At 56.0% G+C, this 20,882-nt stretch carries 21 protein-coding genes; 7 read left to right on the forward strand and 14 right to left on the reverse strand.

Features of this window, described 5'->3' with window-relative positions; all coding sequences use genetic code 11:
* Positions 1-224 precede the first annotated feature (224 nt).
* The 4 genes from J4859_RS10550 to J4859_RS10565 form a co-directional block, all read right to left on the reverse strand.
* The gene (locus J4859_RS10550) at positions 225-692 is read right to left on the reverse strand and encodes an ABC transporter transmembrane domain-containing protein (protein ID WP_371812250.1); all 468 of its coding nucleotides are present in this window, start codon (positions 690-692) and stop codon (positions 225-227) included.
* 1,728 nt (positions 693-2,420) lie between these two features.
* Positions 2,421-2,882, reverse strand: a complete 462-nt coding sequence (locus J4859_RS10555) for a PTS sugar transporter subunit IIA (RefSeq protein ID WP_212329693.1) — start codon at positions 2,880-2,882, stop codon at positions 2,421-2,423.
* Between the two features lie 136 nt (positions 2,883-3,018).
* Complete coding sequence (locus J4859_RS10560) at positions 3,019-3,885, reverse strand: nitroreductase family protein (protein ID WP_212329695.1); 867 nt, start codon at positions 3,883-3,885, stop codon at positions 3,019-3,021.
* A gap of 25 nt (positions 3,886-3,910) precedes the next feature.
* A complete protein-coding gene (locus J4859_RS10565) occupies positions 3,911-4,270 on the reverse strand; it encodes an aminotransferase class I/II-fold pyridoxal phosphate-dependent enzyme (protein WP_212329697.1) in 360 nt (119 codons plus the stop codon).
* 951 nt (positions 4,271-5,221) lie between these two features.
* Between J4859_RS10565 and J4859_RS10570 the strand changes: the two genes are divergently transcribed.
* The 3 genes from J4859_RS10570 (at position 5,222) to J4859_RS10580 (ending at position 9,187) form a co-directional block, all read left to right on the forward strand.
* Positions 5,222-5,383: a hypothetical protein gene (locus J4859_RS10570; protein WP_212329699.1), complete on the forward strand. Its 162-nt coding sequence runs from the start codon at positions 5,222-5,224 to the stop codon at positions 5,381-5,383.
* A 756-nt stretch (positions 5,384-6,139) separates the two neighbouring features.
* A complete protein-coding gene (gene nrdD / locus J4859_RS10575) occupies positions 6,140-8,362 on the forward strand; it encodes an anaerobic ribonucleoside-triphosphate reductase (RefSeq protein WP_212329700.1) in 2,223 nt (740 codons plus the stop codon).
* 138 nt (positions 8,363-8,500) lie between these two features.
* Positions 8,501-9,187, forward strand: a complete 687-nt coding sequence (locus J4859_RS10580) for a 4Fe-4S cluster-binding domain-containing protein (protein ID WP_249113599.1) — start codon at positions 8,501-8,503, stop codon at positions 9,185-9,187.
* Here J4859_RS10580 and J4859_RS10585 read toward each other — a convergent pair.
* Positions 9,123-9,962, reverse strand: coding sequence for a type III pantothenate kinase (locus J4859_RS10585; RefSeq protein ID WP_212329701.1), 840 nt, complete (start codon positions 9,960-9,962; stop codon positions 9,123-9,125). The genes J4859_RS10580 and J4859_RS10585 overlap by 65 nt on opposite strands.
* Positions 9,963-10,892: 930 nt before the next feature.
* Between J4859_RS10585 and J4859_RS10590 the strand changes: the two genes are divergently transcribed.
* Both J4859_RS10590 and J4859_RS10595 read left to right on the forward strand, forming a co-directional pair.
* On the forward strand, positions 10,893-11,147 hold the full coding sequence (locus tag J4859_RS10590; protein ID WP_212329702.1) for a hypothetical protein: 255 nt from the start codon (positions 10,893-10,895) through the stop codon (positions 11,145-11,147).
* Positions 11,148-11,477: 330 nt separating this feature from the next.
* A complete protein-coding gene (locus J4859_RS10595; protein WP_212329703.1) occupies positions 11,478-13,178 on the forward strand; it encodes an OPT/YSL family transporter in 1,701 nt (566 codons plus the stop codon).
* On the opposite strand, the gene J4859_RS17775 is transcribed toward J4859_RS10595, so the two are convergent.
* The 8 genes from J4859_RS17775 to J4859_RS10630 all read right to left on the reverse strand — a co-directional run bounded on the left by J4859_RS17775 (position 13,147) and on the right by J4859_RS10630 (position 18,117).
* Positions 13,147-13,797 carry an NAD(+) diphosphatase gene (locus tag J4859_RS17775; RefSeq protein WP_371812251.1) on the reverse strand — a complete coding sequence of 217 codons (651 nt, stop codon included), beginning with the start codon at positions 13,795-13,797 and terminating at the stop codon, positions 13,147-13,149. The genes J4859_RS10595 and J4859_RS17775 overlap by 32 nt on opposite strands.
* A gap of 318 nt (positions 13,798-14,115) precedes the next feature.
* Positions 14,116-14,571, reverse strand: coding sequence for a transposase (locus J4859_RS10605; protein ID WP_249113601.1), 456 nt, complete (start codon positions 14,569-14,571; stop codon positions 14,116-14,118).
* Positions 14,457-14,819: a transposase gene (locus J4859_RS17780; RefSeq protein WP_371812037.1), complete on the reverse strand. Its 363-nt coding sequence runs from the start codon at positions 14,817-14,819 to the stop codon at positions 14,457-14,459. Before J4859_RS17780 ends, J4859_RS10605 begins: the two co-directional genes overlap by 115 nt.
* Entirely contained in the window at positions 14,809-15,165 is a 357-nt protein-coding gene (locus J4859_RS10615) for a hypothetical protein (protein WP_212329709.1), read from the reverse strand. The genes J4859_RS17780 and J4859_RS10615 overlap by 11 nt, the downstream gene beginning before the upstream one ends.
* Positions 15,166-15,592: 427 nt before the next feature.
* Positions 15,593-15,979 (reverse strand): transposase, encoded by a 387-nt coding sequence (locus tag J4859_RS10620; RefSeq protein ID WP_256436718.1) that lies wholly within the window; start codon positions 15,977-15,979, stop codon positions 15,593-15,595.
* Between the two features lie 304 nt (positions 15,980-16,283).
* The gene (locus J4859_RS17010) at positions 16,284-16,406 is read right to left on the reverse strand and encodes a hypothetical protein (protein ID WP_256436719.1); all 123 of its coding nucleotides are present in this window, start codon (positions 16,404-16,406) and stop codon (positions 16,284-16,286) included.
* 536 nt (positions 16,407-16,942) lie between these two features.
* Positions 16,943-17,263: a hypothetical protein gene (locus tag J4859_RS10625; RefSeq protein ID WP_212329712.1), complete on the reverse strand. Its 321-nt coding sequence runs from the start codon at positions 17,261-17,263 to the stop codon at positions 16,943-16,945.
* Between the two features lie 272 nt (positions 17,264-17,535).
* Positions 17,536-18,117, reverse strand: coding sequence for a DJ-1 family glyoxalase III (locus J4859_RS10630; protein ID WP_249113602.1), 582 nt, complete (start codon positions 18,115-18,117; stop codon positions 17,536-17,538).
* Positions 18,118-18,320: 203 nt separating this feature from the next.
* Between J4859_RS10630 and J4859_RS10635 the strand changes: the two genes are divergently transcribed.
* Complete coding sequence (locus tag J4859_RS10635; protein WP_212329714.1) at positions 18,321-19,013, forward strand: iron-sulfur cluster assembly scaffold protein; 693 nt, start codon at positions 18,321-18,323, stop codon at positions 19,011-19,013.
* 18 nt (positions 19,014-19,031) lie between these two features.
* Positions 19,032-20,036 carry a GGGtGRT protein gene (locus J4859_RS10640; RefSeq protein ID WP_212329716.1) on the forward strand — a complete coding sequence of 335 codons (1,005 nt, stop codon included), beginning with the start codon at positions 19,032-19,034 and terminating at the stop codon, positions 20,034-20,036.
* Between the two features lie 327 nt (positions 20,037-20,363).
* On the opposite strand, the gene J4859_RS10645 is transcribed toward J4859_RS10640, so the two are convergent.
* The gene (locus J4859_RS10645; protein ID WP_212329718.1) at positions 20,364-20,507 is read right to left on the reverse strand and encodes a hypothetical protein; all 144 of its coding nucleotides are present in this window, start codon (positions 20,505-20,507) and stop codon (positions 20,364-20,366) included.
* Positions 20,508-20,882 lie beyond the last annotated feature (375 nt).

The following is a 20,882-nucleotide window of genomic DNA, read 5'->3' on the forward strand; positions in this document are numbered from 1 at the left end:
GATTACCAATCCCCTTGAACCCAGCGACTCATCCAACGAGGTATGAGGGTTATAGATTGAACCGCTTCAGCCCCTGCAACAAGCAGGCTGCTTCTATGGTATCCGAAGCCCCTCCCTATAGAGGATTGGAATTCCGATAGAGGCAGTAGACGCTGTTCTCACAAGCAATGCCCTGTCACAGTGGCAACACCTCACTATTCACCGTTGAAATATGCGACTGGCGATCATTGCGTAGTGGCGCGGCAGATAAGCCGGCAATATTGACAAACGGGGATTGGATCTGCCCTGCCAGCTGTAACACCGCCAACAAAGGTCCCGTAGCTCATGGTCCCCGCCAGGATTCCATAGCCGCACCATATGATACCCACGAGGTAGACCGCATCTATCATGCCGCCGAAACCGATGTTGCACAGGTTGGAGAAGCGGATGCGGCGCATACATGCAGCACGGTGTTCGTCAATGTAGCCCTGCACCTCACGCTCGGATTCCTCCTCTTTCCCGAAAGCGCACACTACGAGCACACCCGAGAGTCGCTCAGCCAGAAACCCGCGCAGCCTGCCATTTGCCTCCTGAATATTCTTATGGAGGCATCTGAGCTGCTTGCAGAATACATAGGTGAGGATAATGAGGACGATGCCGCCAGGTACCACGACAAACGCCAATCCCGGCATCAGGTAGAGCAGAAGCGCGATCGCCCCTCACCAACCACACCACCATCTCGGCAACGCCGGGAATGATCGATACGAGGCTATTTGCCACGATAGCGGCATCAGGAGTTAGCCGGTTTATCCACTCCCCGGAATGGATAGCGACAACAGAGAAATAATCCTTAGTCAAAAGCGTATAGAACAGATGCTCCTTAAAGCGGTTTTCCAGGGTTGTGCGCATTGATTCCGAAAGATGGCGATTTACGGCCTGTGAGACAAGTTCACCGATACGCAGTGAGTAGGTCCAGAATCCCTCACGGTTGCCCGCCACTGTGGCATCAATAACGCCACGCAGCAGCCACGCTAACAACACGATCATGGCCCCAATCGCAACCCGTATGAGTGTCAGCACCCCAACCTGGTACATGTTGTGTCCGGCGCCCGAAACAGGCCGACACCGTGCCGAACCGTTGAGCTGAGTAGTTGCAGAAGCGCTCTGATGTGGTGCATCGGCGGCATTCTTTGTTTGTATGGGTCTGCTCTCTGTTCCGTGTACGTTCAGGGGCGAGCCCAAAAAGCTAGGGAAACAATGATTAATTCCCAATGATGTGCCAGAAAGGACCAGCCACGTGGCCTTTCGCGGCCGGTATAGGCATTAATCATCGTTTCCCTAGAGAACTGATTCCTGTCAATATAAGGGGACAGCAAGATCCCAGATCTCTATGCAGTCTGCGTGGCCGCCAGATCAGATGGAAGGGCCCTCTCGAAGCGCTCGAAGAGCTCCTGTCTGGCCTTCTTGCAGACACGCACCTACCTATGGAGTCGTGCGGACAAATACGGTTGTAGTTACGACTCGATTGAGCCCGATGGCCCTTGTGCTTTGTGGTGAGATGCAGGCGCTTGTGGTGGTACCACTTGCCCTTGAGCGTCTCGAGAAGCGATTTCGCTAGCGCACTGTCGTGGCAGTCCCCGGTGTGCCTCACGTCGTGCAAGGCCGCCTGGGAGACAAGCTTAAGCGCTTATGTATTGGCTGCCCTGCTCGCTGTGGGATATGGCCCCACAGGCGATATATCCCCACACACGTGAATAAGCCATCTTTAAGGGCAAAGATGATAAGGCTTGCCTTAAGGCGTCTTTGTATACTTTAGCCGACGACCATAAGGTGCTCACAGCACGATCGCGACGCTAAGCTAGATAAAGCCTTTTGTGGTCCTTAAAGATAGCTATGTCGCCTGTAAGCTTTATGGTCGCGACAAAGGCTTGTGACCTGACAAGGTTAGGACGTGCAGGGACATCCCTGTCCAAAGCCGGCACCTCTTGAAAGCTCTGTGGCAGATGCCACCTGTCCTTTAAAGCTCAATCTAACAGTCTAGATAATATTATTATCCATATCGGTAGCGCACACATAGTGAGCTGCAGGAACTGTCTAGATTTCTCTCATTCTGAGCAAGCCCTCTGATTTGTAGATGTCCCTACGATTGATTACCAACTATGTCGAATACTTAAAGGAAAAGCTACTGTAAGGATTACCGAAGCTCCGCGTACATGAGGTATGACTGCCTTTGGTAACCTCAGAGGGACCTTACCGGAACACCCACTCCCAACAGGCTCGAATAGCCGGAGCAAGGTACAGACGGCCTCAGCCATGATCTCGAACGATCATTGTCAGGTGGCTGCTATCAATCCGCACTATGGGGCTGCTTCTCTGTCCGTATTAGACAACTGATACTTTAGAAATCAGATAGGGGTGTATGAGGTCTTGCCCCTCAAGCGTCACTCATCTTCGCTGAACGTATCACCGATGATAGAGATAATCTCACGGGAGCTCTTTGCTTCAGCAAGCCCCTGCACTTTGTCCTTCAGATCGAGGAACTTCATTGCCCTTACGAGCATCGGTACCTGCTCGGCGGGGTCAACCACCACGGGCATCAGCATGATGCGTACGGGGATCTTTTGGTCGGAGGTCCCCATCTCCATAAAGTCCACAGGGTGTTTGAGGGTTGCGACGCCCAACGCATCCACCAGGGAATAGTTGTTAGTGCAGTGTGGAATCGCCGCATTGACAGGGTCGCACTCAAGACCGGTCGGATAATCATCCTCACGCTCGATCACGGCGTCGGCATAGTCATCTTTCACATAGTTCAGATCGATAAGCCTCTGGGCGAGTGTCCTTAGCACCTCGTCGCTGTCTGCTGCATCAAGGCCGCATATCACTGCTCGCTCATCGATTTTCATGACTCTCCCCTGGCAAAACCTATTACATTTTTTTTCAATTTTTTAACCATAACGCAATACAAAAAGACCGTCTCCCCAAGGCTAATATTTTTCGGGAGACGGTATAGCTTAATCCTTGGTTATTAGGGGCTCTGCGCTAGATGAGCAGGTCTTTTAGAGCACGCTTGGGTACGTGGTGCGTCTCGTTCTCATCGCGCCAATATTTCCAGTCGTGCTCTTCGTCAACATCTTCCAGCTGCACGTTCTCCTTTGCGTAGCCGAGCGCCAGCACCAACGAGATAGCACAGCCTGAGTCTTGAAGCCCAACTTCTTTGATTAAGTCTTTATCGAAGTTCTGCATGATGCAACCACCGAGGCCTTGGACCTGGGCCGCTAAACGTATCGTCTGAGCAGCGATACCAACATCATAGCAACGGGTACGGTTGGTAAGCCCGTCACTTGGGACCAAGATCAGAATATAAGCTGTTGGGCGCTCCCCTTCTTTAGGGCCGTCCCAGTCTTTATAGAGTGCGGCCCATCCGAGATGGGAGAAAACTTTGACGCAGTCCTCTTTTCCGAATACCTCATGGAATCTCAAGAGCTGGGTATTGTTGCCAGTGGGCGCAAAGCGAGCGCAGTCAACGATGCGGTCCAGATCCGCTTTCCCAACCGGACTGCCTTCATAGAATCTGCGATAGGTGCGGCTGGTCTTGACCAGCTTCATAAAATCTTCGTACTCCATAGCCGTTCCTCTCACTTTAAGGTCCACCTCTACAATCGCGTGCAGCACCTCTTTAATCTTCTCCAAAAGCAGCACCAAAGCAAAGCGGACATAGCCTTCACCGTGCGAGCCAAAACTCGAGTATGGGGTCACGATCACGCCAGTCTTCTCCATGAGATCCATCGTGAACCTCACTGAGTCAGTGTAGCCCTCGGGCAGTTTTGCCCACACAAGCAGTGTACCGTGACAGTTGGGTCTCTCCCAGCCGAAATCGGCCAACCCATCGCACAGGACGTCCGGCACTCTTTGTCGGCCAGCCTCTGACACTCTATGCCGTCGAGGGGCCTTCCAGACAGACGACTGCAACCTTCTGCTCAACTAAGAACTTACCGAAGTCCACCTGGCTTCTGATCTTATAGGTAGCCTGGACAATATCTTCTCTACTCACCAGGAAACTCAGACGTACACCGGTCACGTCGAAGAACTTGGAGGGTGAGAGGGACTCAACGCCTACATCCATAGCGCCTGGATAGCTGGAGAAAGAACCACTCTTACCCTCAAAGACCACATCTGCATAGGCGTTGTCGTGGATGATTACGATATCGTGCTTCTTTGCGAAGGTGATGATCGCCTCGTAGACCCCATGCGTTCCCACAGAACTCACCAGGTTTGCCAGGGATACAATCATGTACTTGGTTTTGTCTGCCACCTCATCGCGAATACTAGGGAAACGATGATTAATTCGCCTCGATGAGGTCGGCGGGGCCGCACGCTGTATGACATCGGCTTAAAATGTCTCGAACCACGCAGTGCCCATACCCACATAGATGCCTATCTGTCTTCTGGATATGGTATAGCTACATCCACGTATTCCTGCATATCCAAAAGGAAGATATGGGCAGCCAGATGAGCTTTTAGGACCTTAAATCCTAAGGTCTAAGGAAGAAGAACCGGCGAGAGGCATTCCTGGAGCAAATGGATGCAATCGTTGTGTGGGATAGCTGGATTGCACTGGTAGATACCAGCTACCACTGACAGGCTCTTGTCAGGCATGTGCGCACTGCAAAGACAAAGCTTTAGGATGTATCCTGCTTTAGGTTATGTTTGCTCTCTTAAGACGAGGGAACTTAAGGATGCTATCCTGGATTGCTACTCCTGGCAGCGCTTCTGTGCACGTAGACCTCATGCAGGCGCAGGTACCAGATGCAACGACAAGCGCGAAGATACGCCATAGCCTTAAAGCAAGAGGAGTTCGGCAAGGCTTGTGCTTTGCGCCTGGACTTAGAACTTAAGAAGGCAGGGATCACGGCGCAAGGCGGCTCCATGGTGGATGTGACCTTCACCTGGGCCTTAAAGCTCCACGAAGGACAAAGACCATGCGCGCGACCCTTAAAGCGCACCAGTCCAAGAAAGGGGGAGCCTGGCGTATCTGATACAAGGCGCATATCGGCGTGGATGCCGCAGGTGGCCTTGTGCATGGTGTGGAGACGATCGCCTAGAATGTATCCGACATATCCTGTGGCACACACACTCGTAAGGAAAGATGATAGGTTTTTCTGCGCAGACTTTAGGCTATATAGGTATAGCGAAGCGCCCTTAAGGACGCATAAAGACCCACACCTCTCATCTATGCGCTAAAGTGTCGCTAAGAAAGCCTTCGACTAGAGAGGGCCTTGCCTGTGCACTCTTTACCGAGAAGGACATCGAGTCCAGGAAGGCATGCGTTCGCTCAAAGGCAGAAGCACCCTTCCTTATCGTGGCGCGCCGCTTCGACCCCTTAAGGAAGCGCTACAGGGGATAGAGAAGACCTCCTGTATGCTCGAGTCTGCCTCGCCCGTACAAACCTTACCCATGTGCATCTTTTGCCGGCAGGCTGCACCTCCCGGCTCCCAGCGTCGCTTGATCCATCTTGGAGCCTTATTGCGGTGCATGGGGCAGGACAGATGTAAGGATGGCGGCTCCTGCACGTGCTGGATGAGCATCCTTCCCTGCCTTTCTCGCATACCGGCCGCGAAAAGTCGTGTGGTCGGCCCCCTCTAACACGTTATGGGGCATTAATCATCGTTTCCCTAGACTGCTAGATTTTAAAATTGTGCTGCATTGTAGGAGAGGTGGCGTCCCAATCCGTTCGCTTCAGGGATATGTTCACGCAAGCATAGCGCACGCAAAATAAAAGGATACGATACCTACCTTGGCCAACACACACGTGCTGGATTTTAATCAGAAGATCGTGTGAAATTTGGCAAATGGATGTCAAATACTCTTAAATATATTTGGTCGTGTCGAACAGTTTTCAACGCCTTTCTGACCCCCGCCGATACCTGTGCGGATGTGTGTCATCAACAAATAATCAACAAGCTTTCAACAATATATTGTTGTCGTTCATGGAACTGAACACTAGCGGTAGTATATGAGTTGTGGCATACTAATCAGTAGAGCATGAGGGTGCACACTAGAAATAAGCAAAACAGAGCTCAAACAGAACTACAACCCCCTTGTGTTCAACGATACAGAGAGCTGTTAAGACACGCAGTGTGTGCCTATATGGGAGGGGATCATGAAGATAATCAAGCGTAATGGCTCAGAAGTCGAATTCGATATCACTAAGATCGAGAACGCAATCAAGGGAGCCAACAGAGAGGTGAAAGACGAGCAGCGCCTCACGGAGCGCGAGATCGTCTTTGCCGCTGAGAACGTCACTGACCGTTGCAAGCAGGCAGGACATACCGTCTGCGTCGAAGAGGTCCAGGACATGGTTGAGGACGAGATCATGGCACTGGACCGCTATGAGGTAGCCCGCAAGTACATCATCTATCGCTACGTGCAGTCTCTGAAGCGCCAGAAGAACACGACGGATGACAAGATCTTGTCCCTCATCGAGTGCAACAATGAGGAAGTCAAGCAGGAGAACTCCAACAAGAACCCGCAGGTCGTCTCCGTACAGCGTGACTACATGGCCGGTGAAGTCTCCCGTGACCTGACCCGCAGAATGCTCCTCCCAAAAGATGTTGTTGAGGCAGACCGCCAAGGCATCATCCACTTCCACGACGCTGACTACTATGCGCAGCATATGCACAACTGCGACCTGGTTAACCTCGACGATATGCTACAGAACGGTACCGTTATCTCTGGCACCCTGATCGAAAAGCCGCACTCCTTCTCTACCGCCTGCAACATTGCAACCCAAATCATCGCACAGGTTGCCTCCTGCCAATATGGTGGCCAGTCAATCTCGCTGTACCACCTCTCCAAGTTTGTCGACGTCTCCAGAAAGAAGATCCGCCGTCAGGTCGCAGCAGAGCTTGATGCAATCGATGCGTGTCCTTCCCAGGAGAAGATCGATGAGCTCGTCGAGAGACGCCTGAAGCAGGAGATCGCCCGCGGCATCCAGACCATCCAGTATCAGGTTGTCACGTTGATGACCACCAACGGCCAGGCTCCGTTCATCACCGTCTTCATGTACCTCAACGAGGCCCAAAACGAGCAGCAAAAGCACGACCTCGCGATGTGCATCGAAGAGATGCTGCGCCAGCGCTACCAGGGCGTGAAAAACGAGAAGGGTGTATGGATCACGCCGGCCTTCCCGAAGCTCATCTATGTGCTCGAGGACGACAACATCCATCCGGAAGACCCTTACTTCTATCTCACGAAGCTTGCTGCTAAGTGTACCGCAAAGCGTATGGTCCCTGACTACATCTCCGAGAAGAAGATGCGTGAGTACAAGCTCTCCAAGGGCGAGACCGTAGGCCACGGCGACGTGTACACCTGCATGGGCTGCCGTTCCTTCCTGACCCCGGACAAGACCGGCAACGGCTACAACAATATCGCCAAGGCTAAGAACTACGAGCCGGGCAAGCCGAAATACTATGGCCGCTTCAACCAGGGCGTTGTGACGATCAACCTGCCAGATGTCGCACTTTCAGCCCACGGTGATATGGATCAGTTCTGGAAGATCTTCGACGAGCGTCTGGAGCTTTGCCACAAGGCACTGCGCTGCAGACACGACCGTCTGGTCGGCACCACTTCTGATACTGCCCCGATCCTTTGGCAGTATGGTGCCCTGGCCCGCCTCGACAAGGGCGAGAAGATCGACAAGCTGCTCTACGGCGGATACTCCACGCTAAGTCTCGGCTACGCCGGCCTCTATGAGTGCGTCAAGGCCATGACCGGCCACAGCCACACCGACAAAGGGGCAACCCCGTTCGCCCTCTCTGTGATGCAGTATATGAACGACAAGTGCACCCAGTGGAAGCAAGCCGAAAACATCGACTACTCCCTCTATGGCACCCCGCTTGAGTCCACGACCTACACCTTCGCGAAGGCTCTGCAGCGCCGCTTCGGTATCATCAAAGGCATCACCGACAAGAACTACATCACCAACTCCTATCACGTCCACGTGACCGAGAAGATCGATGCATTCACCAAGCTCAAGTTCGAAAGCCAGTTCCAGCGCCTCTCCCCTGGTGGAGCTATCAGCTACGTCGAGGTCCCAAACATGCAGGACAACCTCGAGGCAGTCGTCCGCGTCATCCAGTTCATCTACGACAACATCATGTACGCAGAGCTGAACACGAAAAGCGACTACTGCCAGGTGTGCGGCTACGACGGTGAGATCAAGATCGTCGAAGACGATGGCAAGCTCGTCTGGGAGTGCCCGAACTGCGGCAACCGTGACCAGGACAAGATGAATGTGGCGCGCCGCACCTGCGGCTACATCGGCACCCAGTTCTGGAACCAGGGCCGCACGCAGGAGATCAAGGATCGCGTACTGCATCTGTAAGGCATCGCTTCATACCTGATGCGGGGATAGACCGGGAGGCCTGTCCCCGCTCTTCTTGTACTCTGCCGCGCTCGCATGTTCCTGTCGGCAGAGCCTGCTAGGGTAAGACAAGAGAGAGTGCAGGGGAGAGGCTGGTGGATGAACTACTCCGAGATCAAATACTGCGACAGTGCGAACAGTACCGGCGTGAGGACGACGCTCTTCGTTTCCGGCTGCAAGAGGCACTGCCCGTTCTGCTTCAACGAAGTGGCCTGGAAATTCTCTGCCAGCAAGCCTTTCACGAAAGACATCGAGGACACCACCATCGAGAGCATAGAGCCCTTCTATGTGGACGGCCTCTCGACGCTCGGCGATGAGCCGATGGAGCCCGAGAACCAGCGTAGCCTTGTGGACTTCCCCGAACACGTGAAGAAGATCTACCCGGAGAAGCCGATCTGGCTCTACTCCGATTTCACGTATGAGGAGCTTGCCGGTACAGAGCCCGTGCATGTCCCCTATACGGGGTCTCCCCGCTGCGAGATCACGGACCGCATCCTCCAGACCCTTTCCATCCTTGTGGAGGGCCCCTTTTCGTCCAGGACCTCAAGGGCATCTCGCTTCGTCTCCGCAGCTCCTCGGACCAGCGCCTCCTCGATATACCGAAGACGCTTGCGGCCAGTGTGCCCACGATCTGGCACAATGACCCGATCTTCGAGACCCATTCGATGTAGAGCAGAACACAGAGTGCATGCCAAGAGGGTGCCTTCAGGTGCCCTCTTCCTTACCGAGCCACTGCCCTTCCCTGAAGCTTTGGGTTCGAAAGATAGATCTCATGGAGGCCTCTGAGCGTGAGCGTCGCATCCGCTGTCACCTCATGCCTGAGAAGAGCTGTAAGCTCTCGGGCCTGGCTTCCCGTGACTGCGACAAGAGCTTCGCCTCCAAGCTCATCGAAGACGCAGTCAATGAGACCATCGACCTTCGCAAGCTCCCCCAGCACAAGGCCCGAGCACATCGCCTCAACTGTCGAGGTGCCGATAGCATGCACTGGCACCGAGAGCTCGATTTCGGGCAGCCGTGCAGCAGACTCGCTCAGCGCCTTCGCGCCGAGCGAAAGTCCGGGTGCTATGATGCCGCCACGAAACGAACCATCTGCCCCCACTGCCTCGATGTTCAGAGTCGTCCCGAAGTCGACAGCGACCGCAGGCGCCCCGTAGCGCGCACGCACTGCCACCGCATCGGCAAGCCGGTCGGGGCCAATCTCTGCCGGATCCTTGTAGGCAAGGCGCATGCCGCTTTTGAGCCCCGGCCCCACGACAAGGGGACGCAGGCCTGAGGTAACGCCCAAGCCCTCGCGCCAGGCTTCCGTAAGGCACGGCACAACACAGGAGAGGATGGAACCGAAGGAAGCAGGTGCTGCAGTCCCTGCGTCTTCTGCCATGAGCTGCAGAACTTCCCTGACAGAGAGCCTGACCTCATCTGCCGTGAGATGCTTTTTCGTCGTGAGCGCGAAGGTGGCAAGAGGTTCTGCATTTGGACCGGTTTCAGGCGCAAAGAGACCAAACGTCGTCTCGGTATTGCCGATATCGGCGGTAAGGACAAAGAGACTACTGTTCTCGGGCATAACACGCTCCTATCTTCTAGTTGTTGCATCTTGAGGCCGAATACCGAATGCTTCAGGGTGCAATGCAGATTCTGGCGGGCAGAGTTGCCGACATGGCATATGAAAGCTATACATCTCGCGAAGGAGTCAGGCAGCCTGCCACAGCTAGGGGAAGCCGCAGATTAGCTGGATGAGGGCGCCGAAGTGGGGCACCTTGGATCTCTTCCAGGAGCCTGCGGCCCCGAGTGAGTATGGAAGTGAGCCTGCCAGCGTCTGCAAGGAGAGGCAAGATGGTGTATGCAGGTATGCACATCGCGAAGACGAACCACGTGATCGGGGCAGCAGACGATGTCGGCAGCCAGATCGGCAGGCCGCTGCCGGATTCGAGCGGGCCTTACATGGTTGGAGTCTGTGGACGAAAGCCTAGACGATGTGTTCGTGGGCATAAAGGCGAGCGGGCACTGCTGGAGGGCCTGCTTCTCCAGGCTCGTGTCGGCAATCTACAGGCTCTGTGTCATCAGCCCCCATGCAGGTGCATGCCATGTGCAGATTCGATGGCGCAGGCGGCTCAAGGCAGAAAGGATAGACAGCATCCTTATAGCCAACACACTGCACCAGGACAACTTCGAGCAAGATGCAGCTCGCCACGCTGAAGGCCCAGGCCATCTGCGTACTGGGCTCCTGCTTCCCGAAATATGCAGGGTGCCTCACCAACATGTTCGGGCCCGCCTCGCTGAAACTGCTCCGGGAAGGCTAAAGGGGCAGGCTCGGCGAGGCGAACTCCTCTGTCGGCATCAGGCTCAACGAGTCTGGCACATCCGTTCCAGATGAGGTGCATGGTCTTGCAGATAGAGTTCCTGAAATCCACCATAGAGGTGGTCGAGGGAACAGATCTTCGGGCTGCTCGCGAGGGTCGAGCCCACTATAGCCGCGATACCCCACGCAGGCAGCGTGACCGGCGCCGAAATCGGCAAGGCGAAGCGGTTCGGCAGCGCCGCGCCGATCGTCAGATACGCCGGCCTCCATTCAGGCGTGGGTGAGTCGGATAAGTTCGCGGCTGTCCATCACGAAGCACGGCTCCCTATACCTCAGGTGGGCACTGTGGCTCGCCGTGAGCCGGGTCTGGCAATACGACCCGATGCTTTGGGGCTTCTAGCGCAAGAAGCGGGCGCAGGGCAAGCCGCACAGGATCGCTGTGACCTGTAAGCTTTGCTACATCGTGTATGCGCTCATGCGCGACGGGAAGCCCTTCGATCCAGACAGATGGTGTGGTGCTCTCCCCCTGTGCTGCATCCAGAAGCATTCGGTATTCGGCTATCAAGGTCCCTTGGCGGCCCCGGCAGCCATACCGCAAGCCTCCGTCGAAAGATCGGTACAGAAGGCTCAGTTTGGTCTTGACCTCATATAGCTGGTCTACTTCTGAAGATATTTTCGGCGCAGTCCCCACAACGGGACCTTGCTTGTATACTATAGTCGTTCTGCCAGCGTAACCCGACTCTCCGCTGAGGGAGAGCGGATATACCTCAAGGAGCGTACATGCAAGAACGCAAGCTTTCTGCCTCATGGCAGGGGCAGCTCACCCTCCGGGGTACCCTTATCGGCTGCATCGGCTGTGTCATCATCACGGCCTCGTCCGTCTACACGGCACTGAAACTCGGAGCCCTTCCCTGGCCCATCGTCTTCGCGGCCGTCATCTCCCTCTTCTTCCTGAAGCTTCTGGGACACACCACCTTGAACGAAGCGAATGTCACGCATACAATCATGAGCGCAGGCGCTATGGTCGCAGGCGGCCTTGCCTTCACGATTCCTGGCACCTGGATGCTGGGACTCGGTGACCAGATCGGCTGGACCGAGATCTTTCTCGTCGCGCTTGCGGGCACGATCCTCGGCCTCATCTCCACAGCCTTGATACACCGCCATTTCATCGTCGATGCTGCGCTCGAATTCCCGACCGGTACGGCCGCTGCAGAGACCCTGCGCGCGACCGAAGCCGGTGGCGAGACTGGACGCCAGCTCTTCTGCTCGATGGGGATAGCCGGCCTCTGGAGCGTCCTGCGCGACGGCCTAGGTGCCCTGCCGACGATGTTTGCCACCCTTCCCATCCCCGGCATCACCTTCGGCATCTATGACTCGCCGATGATGCTTTCCGTTGGCTTCCTCGTCGGCTGGGTGCCGGTCCTCTTCTGGTTCGCAGGCGCTCTCTTTGCAAATTTCGGCCTCATTGTCGGAGGCTCTGCCACAGGCCTCTGGGATGTGACCACGGCCCAGGGCATCGTCTCTTCTCTCGGCATGGGCCTCATGATGGGTTCCGGCATCGCAACCGTCGTGAAGGACATCCTGCCCGAGGCGAAGACAATCTTCTCGGGCCTCAAGAATGAAGCCACCGAGGAGAAGGACTCTCCCTACTCTCTCGCCACAGGATCCATCCGCCTCGATGCCGGCATCTTCGGAGTTGCTGTCGCAGCCGTGGTGCTCCTCATCTGCTTCGGTCTGGGCTTGGGACCCCTTCCCGCCATTGTCGTCGTAGTCTTTGCTTTCGTCGCGACGATCATGAGCGCGCAGTCCTGTGGCCAGACCGGCATCGACCCGATGGAAATCTTCGGCCTCATGGCCCTTCTCGCAGTGGCTGCCTTCTCCGATATCGCGCAGGTAAAGCTCTTCTTCGTGGCCGGCATCGTCGCTGTCACCTGTGGCCTTGCCGGCGATGTTATGAACGACTTCAAGGCTGGTGCCATCCTCGGCACCGACCCGAGGGCCCAGTGGCTCGGTCAGGCCTTGGGCGGCATCATCGGCGCTATCGTGGCAGCAGCCGTGATGGTGGCACTTGTCGGTGCCTATGGGCCTGATGCCTTCGGACCAGGCAAGGAATTTGTCTCAGCTCAGGCTTCGGTCGTCGCGACCATGGTGTCAGGGATCCCGAGCCTTCCTACCCTCTTCGTGGGCCTTGTGGCCGGCATCGCGCTCTATTGGGCAGGGCTTCCTTCGATGCTTATAGGTCTCGGGGTCTATCTGCCCTTCTACATGAGCTTCACAGCCTTCTTGGGCGCGCTTGCCAAGCAGGTCTACGACAGGATCCAGCGTGAGCGCCGGAAGGATATGACTGAGGCCAAAGCTCAAGAGGCTGCGAAGGAGGCAGACGAAACTGGCCTCGTCGTTGCTTCGGGAGTCCTTGGTGGCGAGTCCATCGTCGGTGTCATCATCGCCTTCATCGCCGTCGCGGCAGGTCTCGCTGGCTAGACCGATTCCTACAGGAAGATGCAGGCGGAGCGCGCCTGGTCTGGGATTTCCTTCTGAATCGATATCTTCTGGATTTCTGGAGACTAGGCCTTCTTGCTGAAGGGGTCCCCCTCACGAAGAGATCGATCATCCAGTTTGTCATGCTCGACGTGTCCTCATGCGTTGTGGGGAGATCCTTTCTCTCGACCCATTCGGCGAGGCTGAGCTCCTCCCCGTCGACCGTGAGCTCATCCGGGCCGTCAAGCTTGGCGAAGAAGCCAACGAGGAGGGTATCAGAGAAAGACCAGGGCTGGTCCGTGACGTAGGTGAGATCGCGCACGGAAAGGCCTACCTCCTCCTTGATTTCGCGCCGGCAGCACTCCTCCAGGGTCTCGCCTACCTCGGTATATCCTGCGATGAGCGCATGGTGTGTGATGTGATACGTCCGCCTGCATACTTCGTGAGGAGCAGGCGCTCGCCGTCCACGATCACGACGATCGCACCGAATATTGATGCACGAATAGACGATGTTTCCGCACGAGGGGCAAACAAGCTCGCAGGAGCGCGGTGTATGCGCAAGCGACGCTACACAGGCGCCACAGTAGGTTGTGCTACCGCCAGTCCCAGAGTTGGTAGCCATAATGACAGCAAAAGCAAGCCAGTGCGGTGCATAGAAGAGGCAGCCTGAGATGGAAAGGTAGCGGAGGGAGCCCTTAGCCTCGACGAGCACGTCGGTCGTCAAAAAGAAAGGGCTCAGACCTAAAACCTGTGTGCAGACCCATCACGCACCAGCCCCGGCTGCCTTCGAGTAGCACCTGCTCGCAATCGAATATCTTGAGGAAGAAGTATTCGTCGTTAGGGTATCCCTAGGGAAACAATGATTAATTCCCAATGATATGCCAGAAAGGACCAGTCACGTGGCCTTTCGCGGGCGGCATAGGCATTAATCATCGTTTCCCTAGCCTGCCCTCCTGAGCATCTTGATCATCTGGTTGGTGCCTTCCACCCTACCCGAAGAGATCCGGTGCCTGGCATGCGCGACGATTCCCTCCATGTGCCCCTCCACGAGGCGGGCAACCCTGGCGGAATGCCTGTCTTTCGTGCAGCGGCACGTGTCCACGATCCTCTCCATGGCAGCGCGTATCGCATCCGCATCGGTACACGAATAGGCCTGCGTGAGCATCTCATCTACGATGTCGCAGGTAGCGAGGAGTTCGTTTTGAGATATGAGCTCCTCGCAGCGCTCCCTGGCGCCTCCCTTCTGCACAACCTCCTGCTTGCCGAAGAGGGCGTTTCCCCTTAAGACCACCTTGCCGGCGCGTGCATCGCGCTCCTTCCTCTCCCTTGTGTCCGCACAGGACTTAAGGATGTATGTGGAGTGCTTGAGGGGCACGCGCGGCCTCGCTGTCTCCATCGTCCCTTAAGCCTTGCCTGCTTATCCTTCCTGACCTTATAGATCACCTTCTCGTTGAAGTTCTTCACGATATGGAAGTAGTCGTAGACGATGTCCAGGTGTAGGAACCTCTCGAGGAATGCGCACTCGAAGTCTGCGTTCATGTCGCAGGCTATGACCTCCACATGCAAACATCCACTCAGCGAGCACGAAGTTGCAGAAATCATGCACGACCTGTCTCTTCTTGGAGTATGCGAGCTACAGGGCATGCCCTGTCTTAAGGTCTATGACCACGGTGGCGCAGCGGTGCCCGCCATGAAGCTTGAACGTATCTGCACCCAGATACCGTGCCTGCCGCTCGGGCTTGCGCAGCTTTCGCTTGCTGCCTTCCCCCTTCCGTGTGTAGAGCTCAGAGAGCCTCGCGCGTTCGATCTTTTTCACGACGTTTCTAGGCAGGCCTGCCGTGGGCGACACTGCCTTGAGGGTCTGCCCCAGGGCGAGCAGGTCGTACACGAAGGCAAGCAGCAACAGTGTGATGCGCTGGCCTGAAGCCCTGAAGGGTACCTCCTCGATGCAGGAGGCCCCGCACTCCCTGCATACCCATCTTGGCCGCAAGACCTCTATCCTTGCCTCTCCATCCCGAGAGGGAGATGCCAAAGTGCGATGGGAGCCTTCCTGTTTTTCTCCATCGGCCTTCCGCGGCAGGGACACGACGGTGCGTCCTTTACTTCGAGCCTGCTCGGCACGGAGAGTATGCGAGACGGCGTCCGGTATCTTTTGGACGATGTTTAGAACTCCTCGGTGCGAACAGCCTCTCTGGGCTCTCCTGCCTACACGAAGCCCACGAGATGGGAGGGGTTCCAGAAGAAGACAGAGTCTTCTCCGGCATGGGAAATGGCGGGCAGCTGGGCTGCCGTGGATGCTACACTTGTCATCGCACTCCATCCTTCTTCGGAGTCTACATGTTGCGATGCAAGATTCTAGAGGATGGCCGCTTTTCTGTCTCTTTGAGCATCAAGCCATGGGTATCTGCCCACAGGTTTCAGGACTGAACCAAAGAAAGCTCTTCGACGTCTCTACTGGGTAGTACAGGCCAGCTGTCTCTGGGCCGAGAAGTTGAGTTTCCCAGTCTGAGGAAGATTATCGTCCTGAAGTAGGCGATGCTCCTGAAGCCCCTGGCAGCGCTCCGGACGGACTGGACAAGGGAGTTGAGCCCTTCGAGAAATGAATTGGTCAAACTCCTCTTCCGCCAGTTCAAGACCCCCTCCCGCTCCTTTCTAAGCGTGTCTGCCACCTTCTTCATCTTAGCCACGGCAGAGTGCATCATCCATGAGCAGAGACGGTCTGGGGCCTTGGATGTAGATTTTCTGTTAAGGCAGCCATAGACGTCCTGTATCGCCTCTGCCATCTGACAGGCGCGCGTCAGCATGTCTACTCTTTATCCCATATTCACTTCTTAAGGTTCCTATCGAAAATCTTGGGTTTACCCCTTGACTTTAAATAGCAGGTCTTTCTCTTCAGCCGCGAGCTGCCTTATGTTTCTCTGCCGGCTCGCGCCTCTGCGTGCACCTCACAGGGTCTGTCGCCTTTGTGAAGAGCTGCCACCACATGGACGCTGCCCAGGATCTGGGTGGCCTGGGGCATCTTCGCCGCCACGCCGAGCGAGTATGCCTTTGCTATGTTGCAGTATGGCCTCTAAGCCCTTCGTCCTGTCCCCTGTATGCTCCTTAAGCTCATCTCACTTGCCGCCTTTGTCCTTTGCCTTCCGTGATGGCGCGCTGGTGGTTGAGGTCGGCCATGATGCTGATACAGCTTTGGTCGCGCCTTTTGGCGGTGTTGCCTGTACCCACACGCACGACTACGGAGTAGTCTGCTGCATCCCTTACCTCGACGACGGCTCTGCTAAGCAGCCTCCATATGCGCGTGGGCTGTCTCGTGCAGAGGCTATGGTCACAACGCTCATGCCAAAGAGCGCTATCACGTATCAGCTGGGCCTCAAAGAGCGCCGTGATGCGTCTTTGGACGGACCTTTCAGGGTATTCTTGCAGCATGCACGCCGTCCTTGGGGCCCTCAACACTGCGCCGTGCACGATGGTCTCGTATTGCCAGATGTTGAGATGCCACAAGGTCCTCTCGTGTCTGCCACAGGTGCTACAGCGCCTGTGGCAGACCGGGCTCACCACTTGCCTGGCCCTTCCTGTGTGCCACCCTTACATGCAGCACGTCCTGCGCTCATCTGCGCTTTTCGAACCAGACGTCTGTAACCTCCATTCATCCCTAAGCCCACTGGGATCTCTTAGAGAGCCTTGCCAGCATACCTGCCTTAAGCATCCATATCGCACCTTAGGGCCGCATCCGTCGCCAAAATCTTGGCTGTCCGGGTACCACGTGCTCAAGGGATGCAGGAGTGCTGCCCACCATAAGTAGCAAAGAGCCCAGAAACCTCCTTGTGTGTGAGCTTCCTGTCATCGAGCACAAGCTGGACCGGGATGCCAAGCCAGGAATACTGGGAGAGGAGCGTGAGCGCCACAGGCGCTTCGAGCCTTGTCATCGAGAAGCAATAGAAGGAGGAAGCCACTGCAGAGAGTGCACCGAGTATCATGAGCTTTGCTGCCTCACAGACCGGCAGGCGCATAAGGTGCGTCCCGCAAAGGGCTTCGATCAGTGCCAGGAGCACGAAGAGATTGCATCCTGTCCAGGCCTGCACCGCCATGATCTACTACCAGTTATAGCCTGCCGTATAGGCCAGCTTGTATGCTGTTGCCATGAACCCATAGCTTACTCCTCCGAGAAGCATCTCGAAAGCTGCCAGATTGTGCCTGACGCCTCTCTTCTGCCATGAAACCTCCCAACCCGGCATCTACGCACAAAAAAGCGCCGCACAGCCCAGATAGCTGTTCGGCACAAAGATGACAGAGTCCGGAGACGACCACGAATCGTTTGCATCCTTATCGTAGTCGAGGAGGCTCATCCCTGCAAGCAGGCCTACTTTCCCTGCCAGACGATACGGGGCTTCAGGTCTTCGACTCCCGTCTCGCCAAGATAGTGCTCAACGATTGCAAAGCTGAAATCGATGGCCGTACCCATGCCACGGGAGGTGATGATGTTGCCGTCGACGACGACAGGAGCTTCAGAGTAGATGGCATCGCCCTCGACGCATGTATCTTTGAAGTTCGGATTCGACGTTGCATGCTTCCCCTTGAGAAGACCAAGTTTCGCGAGGACGGAAGGCGCAGCACAGATGGCAGCGATCTCCTTGCCGGTCTGGGCGAACTCCACGACTTTGTCTGTCAGTGCCTTGCAGTTGCCGAGGTTCAAGGTACCCGGCATGCCGCCCGGAAGGACGAGCATGTCATACTCATCGAAATCGAGGTCCTCGATCCTCTTGTCTGCCACGATGTGGATCTGATGGGACGACGTCACGTCCTTCGTACCCGTGATGGATACGGTATCGCAGGGGATGCCAGCACGGTAGAGAAGGTCGCATACCGTGAGGCCCTCTATCTCCTCGAGGCCATTGGCAAGGAAGACCGCAACCTTCTTGTCAGATGTCTGCCTGAATGTCACAGCTGCTCCTTTCGTTAAGAAATTGCTATCTCCATTCATTATACCCTCGAGTCTTCTGGCCTCCATCTGGCCATTTTCTGAGGACAATGGCCATCTGCAAATTCAAAATGGCACATATCTGTGTTCGCAGTATTATCGGTTTAGCAAGCTGTGCCTTGGCTCATAGGGGGTTTGAGGCCGATTGCATTTGGAGAGGAGAATCCATGCAGTATTCCGCAGAAGTGGAGAGGATGTGCCCCGTTGCCAAGGGCGCAGACCACGGACCTGCACCAATTCCCGAGGAGGGGAAATGGGTTCAGGCGAAAGAGATCAAAGACATCTCTGGTTACACGCACGGTGTAGGCTGGTGCGCACCGCAGCAGGGTGCCTGCAAGCTCAGCCTCAACATCAAGAACGGCGTCATTGAAGAGTGCCTGATCGAGACCATCGGTTGCTCCGGCATGACTCACTCTGCAGCTATGGCAGCAGAGATTATGCCTGGCAAGACGATTCTCGAAGCTCTCAACACTGACCTTGTCTGCGATGCAATCAACGTTGCAATGCGCGAGCTGTTCCTCCAGATTGTCTATGGCCGCTCTCAGACCGCATTCTCTGAAGGTGGACTGCCTATCGGCACCGGCCTCGACGACCTTGGCAAGGGTATGCGCTCCATGGTCGGCACCACCTATGGCACCAAGGCAAAGGGCGCCCGCTACCTCGAACTCACCCAGGGCTACATCACCCACATGGCGCTCAACGACAAGGATGAGATCGTGGGCTTTGAGTTTCTAAACCTCGGCAAATTCACCGACGCAGTCAAGGCTGGCACCGATCCTAAGAAGGCCTTGGACGGCGCAATGGGTCGCTTCGGTCAGTGGGATCAGGCTGCTAAAGTCATCGATCCGCGTCAAGAGTAGGGAAAGGAGCTGATAGACATGGCAGTGACGTTTGAAGGTTATGAGCGCCGTATCGATGGCATCAAGAAAGCCTGCAAGAAATATGGCATCAAAGACCTGAAGGATGCACGTAAAATCTGCACCGATCTCGGGTTTGATCCGTACGCTATCACCACCGGCATTCAGTCAATCGCGTTTGAGAACGCTAAGTGGGCATATACACTAGGCTGTGCAATCGCAGTCAAGAAGAACTGCACCAGAGCAACCGATGCTGCAGAGGCTATCGGTGAGGGCCTGCAGGCATTTTGCGTCCCTGGCTCCGTTGCAGACGAGCGCAAGGTCGGCCTGGGCCACGGCAACCTGGGCGCTATGCTTCTGGGCGAGGACACCGAGTGCTTCTGCTTCCTGGCGGGCCACGAGTCCTTCGCAGCTGCAGAGGGTGCAATCGGTATCGCTAACAACGCCAACAAGGCTCGTAAGAAACCGCTGCGCGTTATCCTGAACGGCCTTGGCAAGGACGCCGCACAGATCATCAGCCGTATCAACGGCTTCACCTATGTGAAGACCAAGTTTGATTACTACACCTCCAAGCTCAACATCGTCGAGGAGATCCCCTACTCCAAAGGTCCTCGTGCTGCCGTCAAGTGCTACGGCGCCGACGACGTCCGTGAGGGTGTCGCAATCATGTGGCATGAGAGTGTCGATATCTCCATCACCGGCAACTCCACCAACCCGACGCGCTTCCAGCACCCGGTAGCGGGCACCTATAAGAAGGAGCGTCTGGCTGCCGGCAAGAAGTACTTCTCCGTCGCTTCCGGTGGTGGCACCGGCCGTACCCTGCACCCGGACAACATGGCTGCTGGCCCCGCTTCCTATGGCATGACCGACACCATGGGCCGTATGCACTCCGACGCACAGTTTGCTGGCTCCTCTTCGGTGCCGGCACACGTCGATATGATGGGCCTTATCGGCATGGGCAACAACCCGATGGTCGGCTGTACCGTTGCCTGCGCTGTTGCTGTTGAGCAGGCACTGAACAAGTAAGGCTTCCGCAGGCTACACCTTCGAATCATACGCCGGCTTTCACCTTCTGGTGGGAGCCGGCTTTTTGCACCGGCAGATTGTCAAGCTGAGTGCACCATCTCCCTAAAGACCTCGTTGGCTGCCCTGTAGTCTAATACCTTTCTTGGCCTGTCGCAGACCAGATCCAAGACATGTTGCACCTCCTTGTGTGAGACCTAGGAAAAGTCGCTACACCCTTAGGGGAAGAACTCACAGATGAGGACATCGGTGTTCTTAACTATTGGCTTCTGCCACAGGTGGTGCGGCTCGCAGAAGCAAAACTTTACACCTCCCAAGGCTTTTGCGACCTTAGCCCTGCCAGGAGAGCTGCTTGGCGCAACCAGGTGTCATCGTCTTGAGCGAGGACCCCTCAAAGACGCTGAGCTGGGTAGCGCACACGCCCTTGCTGCCCACGAGCAGCCACAAGGAGCACTCGGGCAGACCTACAGGCACGCAGAGGTTGGCCCCACGACAGTGTCGGTTTGCCCACTTACCCAGACAGAAGCGCTCAGAAGGCCTCCCTTAGCCTTTCTCAGAGCATCTGGGAGACCTTGATATTGCCCCTCCTTTGGCGCCGGGCGCCTTCCTTTCCAGTCGCTCGTTTGGTCGGGTGCGGGGAGAGTCCAGGGCGCCAAGGTCGCGCGCTAGATGGCCGCAAAGCTCACGACGCCAAGATCCTGCCTGCCACCTGCTCGGATGACCAATGCTCATCCACGATGAAGCGACCTTACCTGTGCAGCCAGCCTCTTGCGTGCCCTGCAGGCATCGCGGTGCGCACTTGCCCTCCTTTGGAGCCACGCAGGCACCATAGTCTCTCCTGTGGGCTGT

This window comes from Atopobium sp. oral taxon 416 (assembly GCF_018128285.1).
Lineage (GTDB): Bacteria > Actinomycetota > Coriobacteriia > Coriobacteriales > Atopobiaceae > Olsenella_L.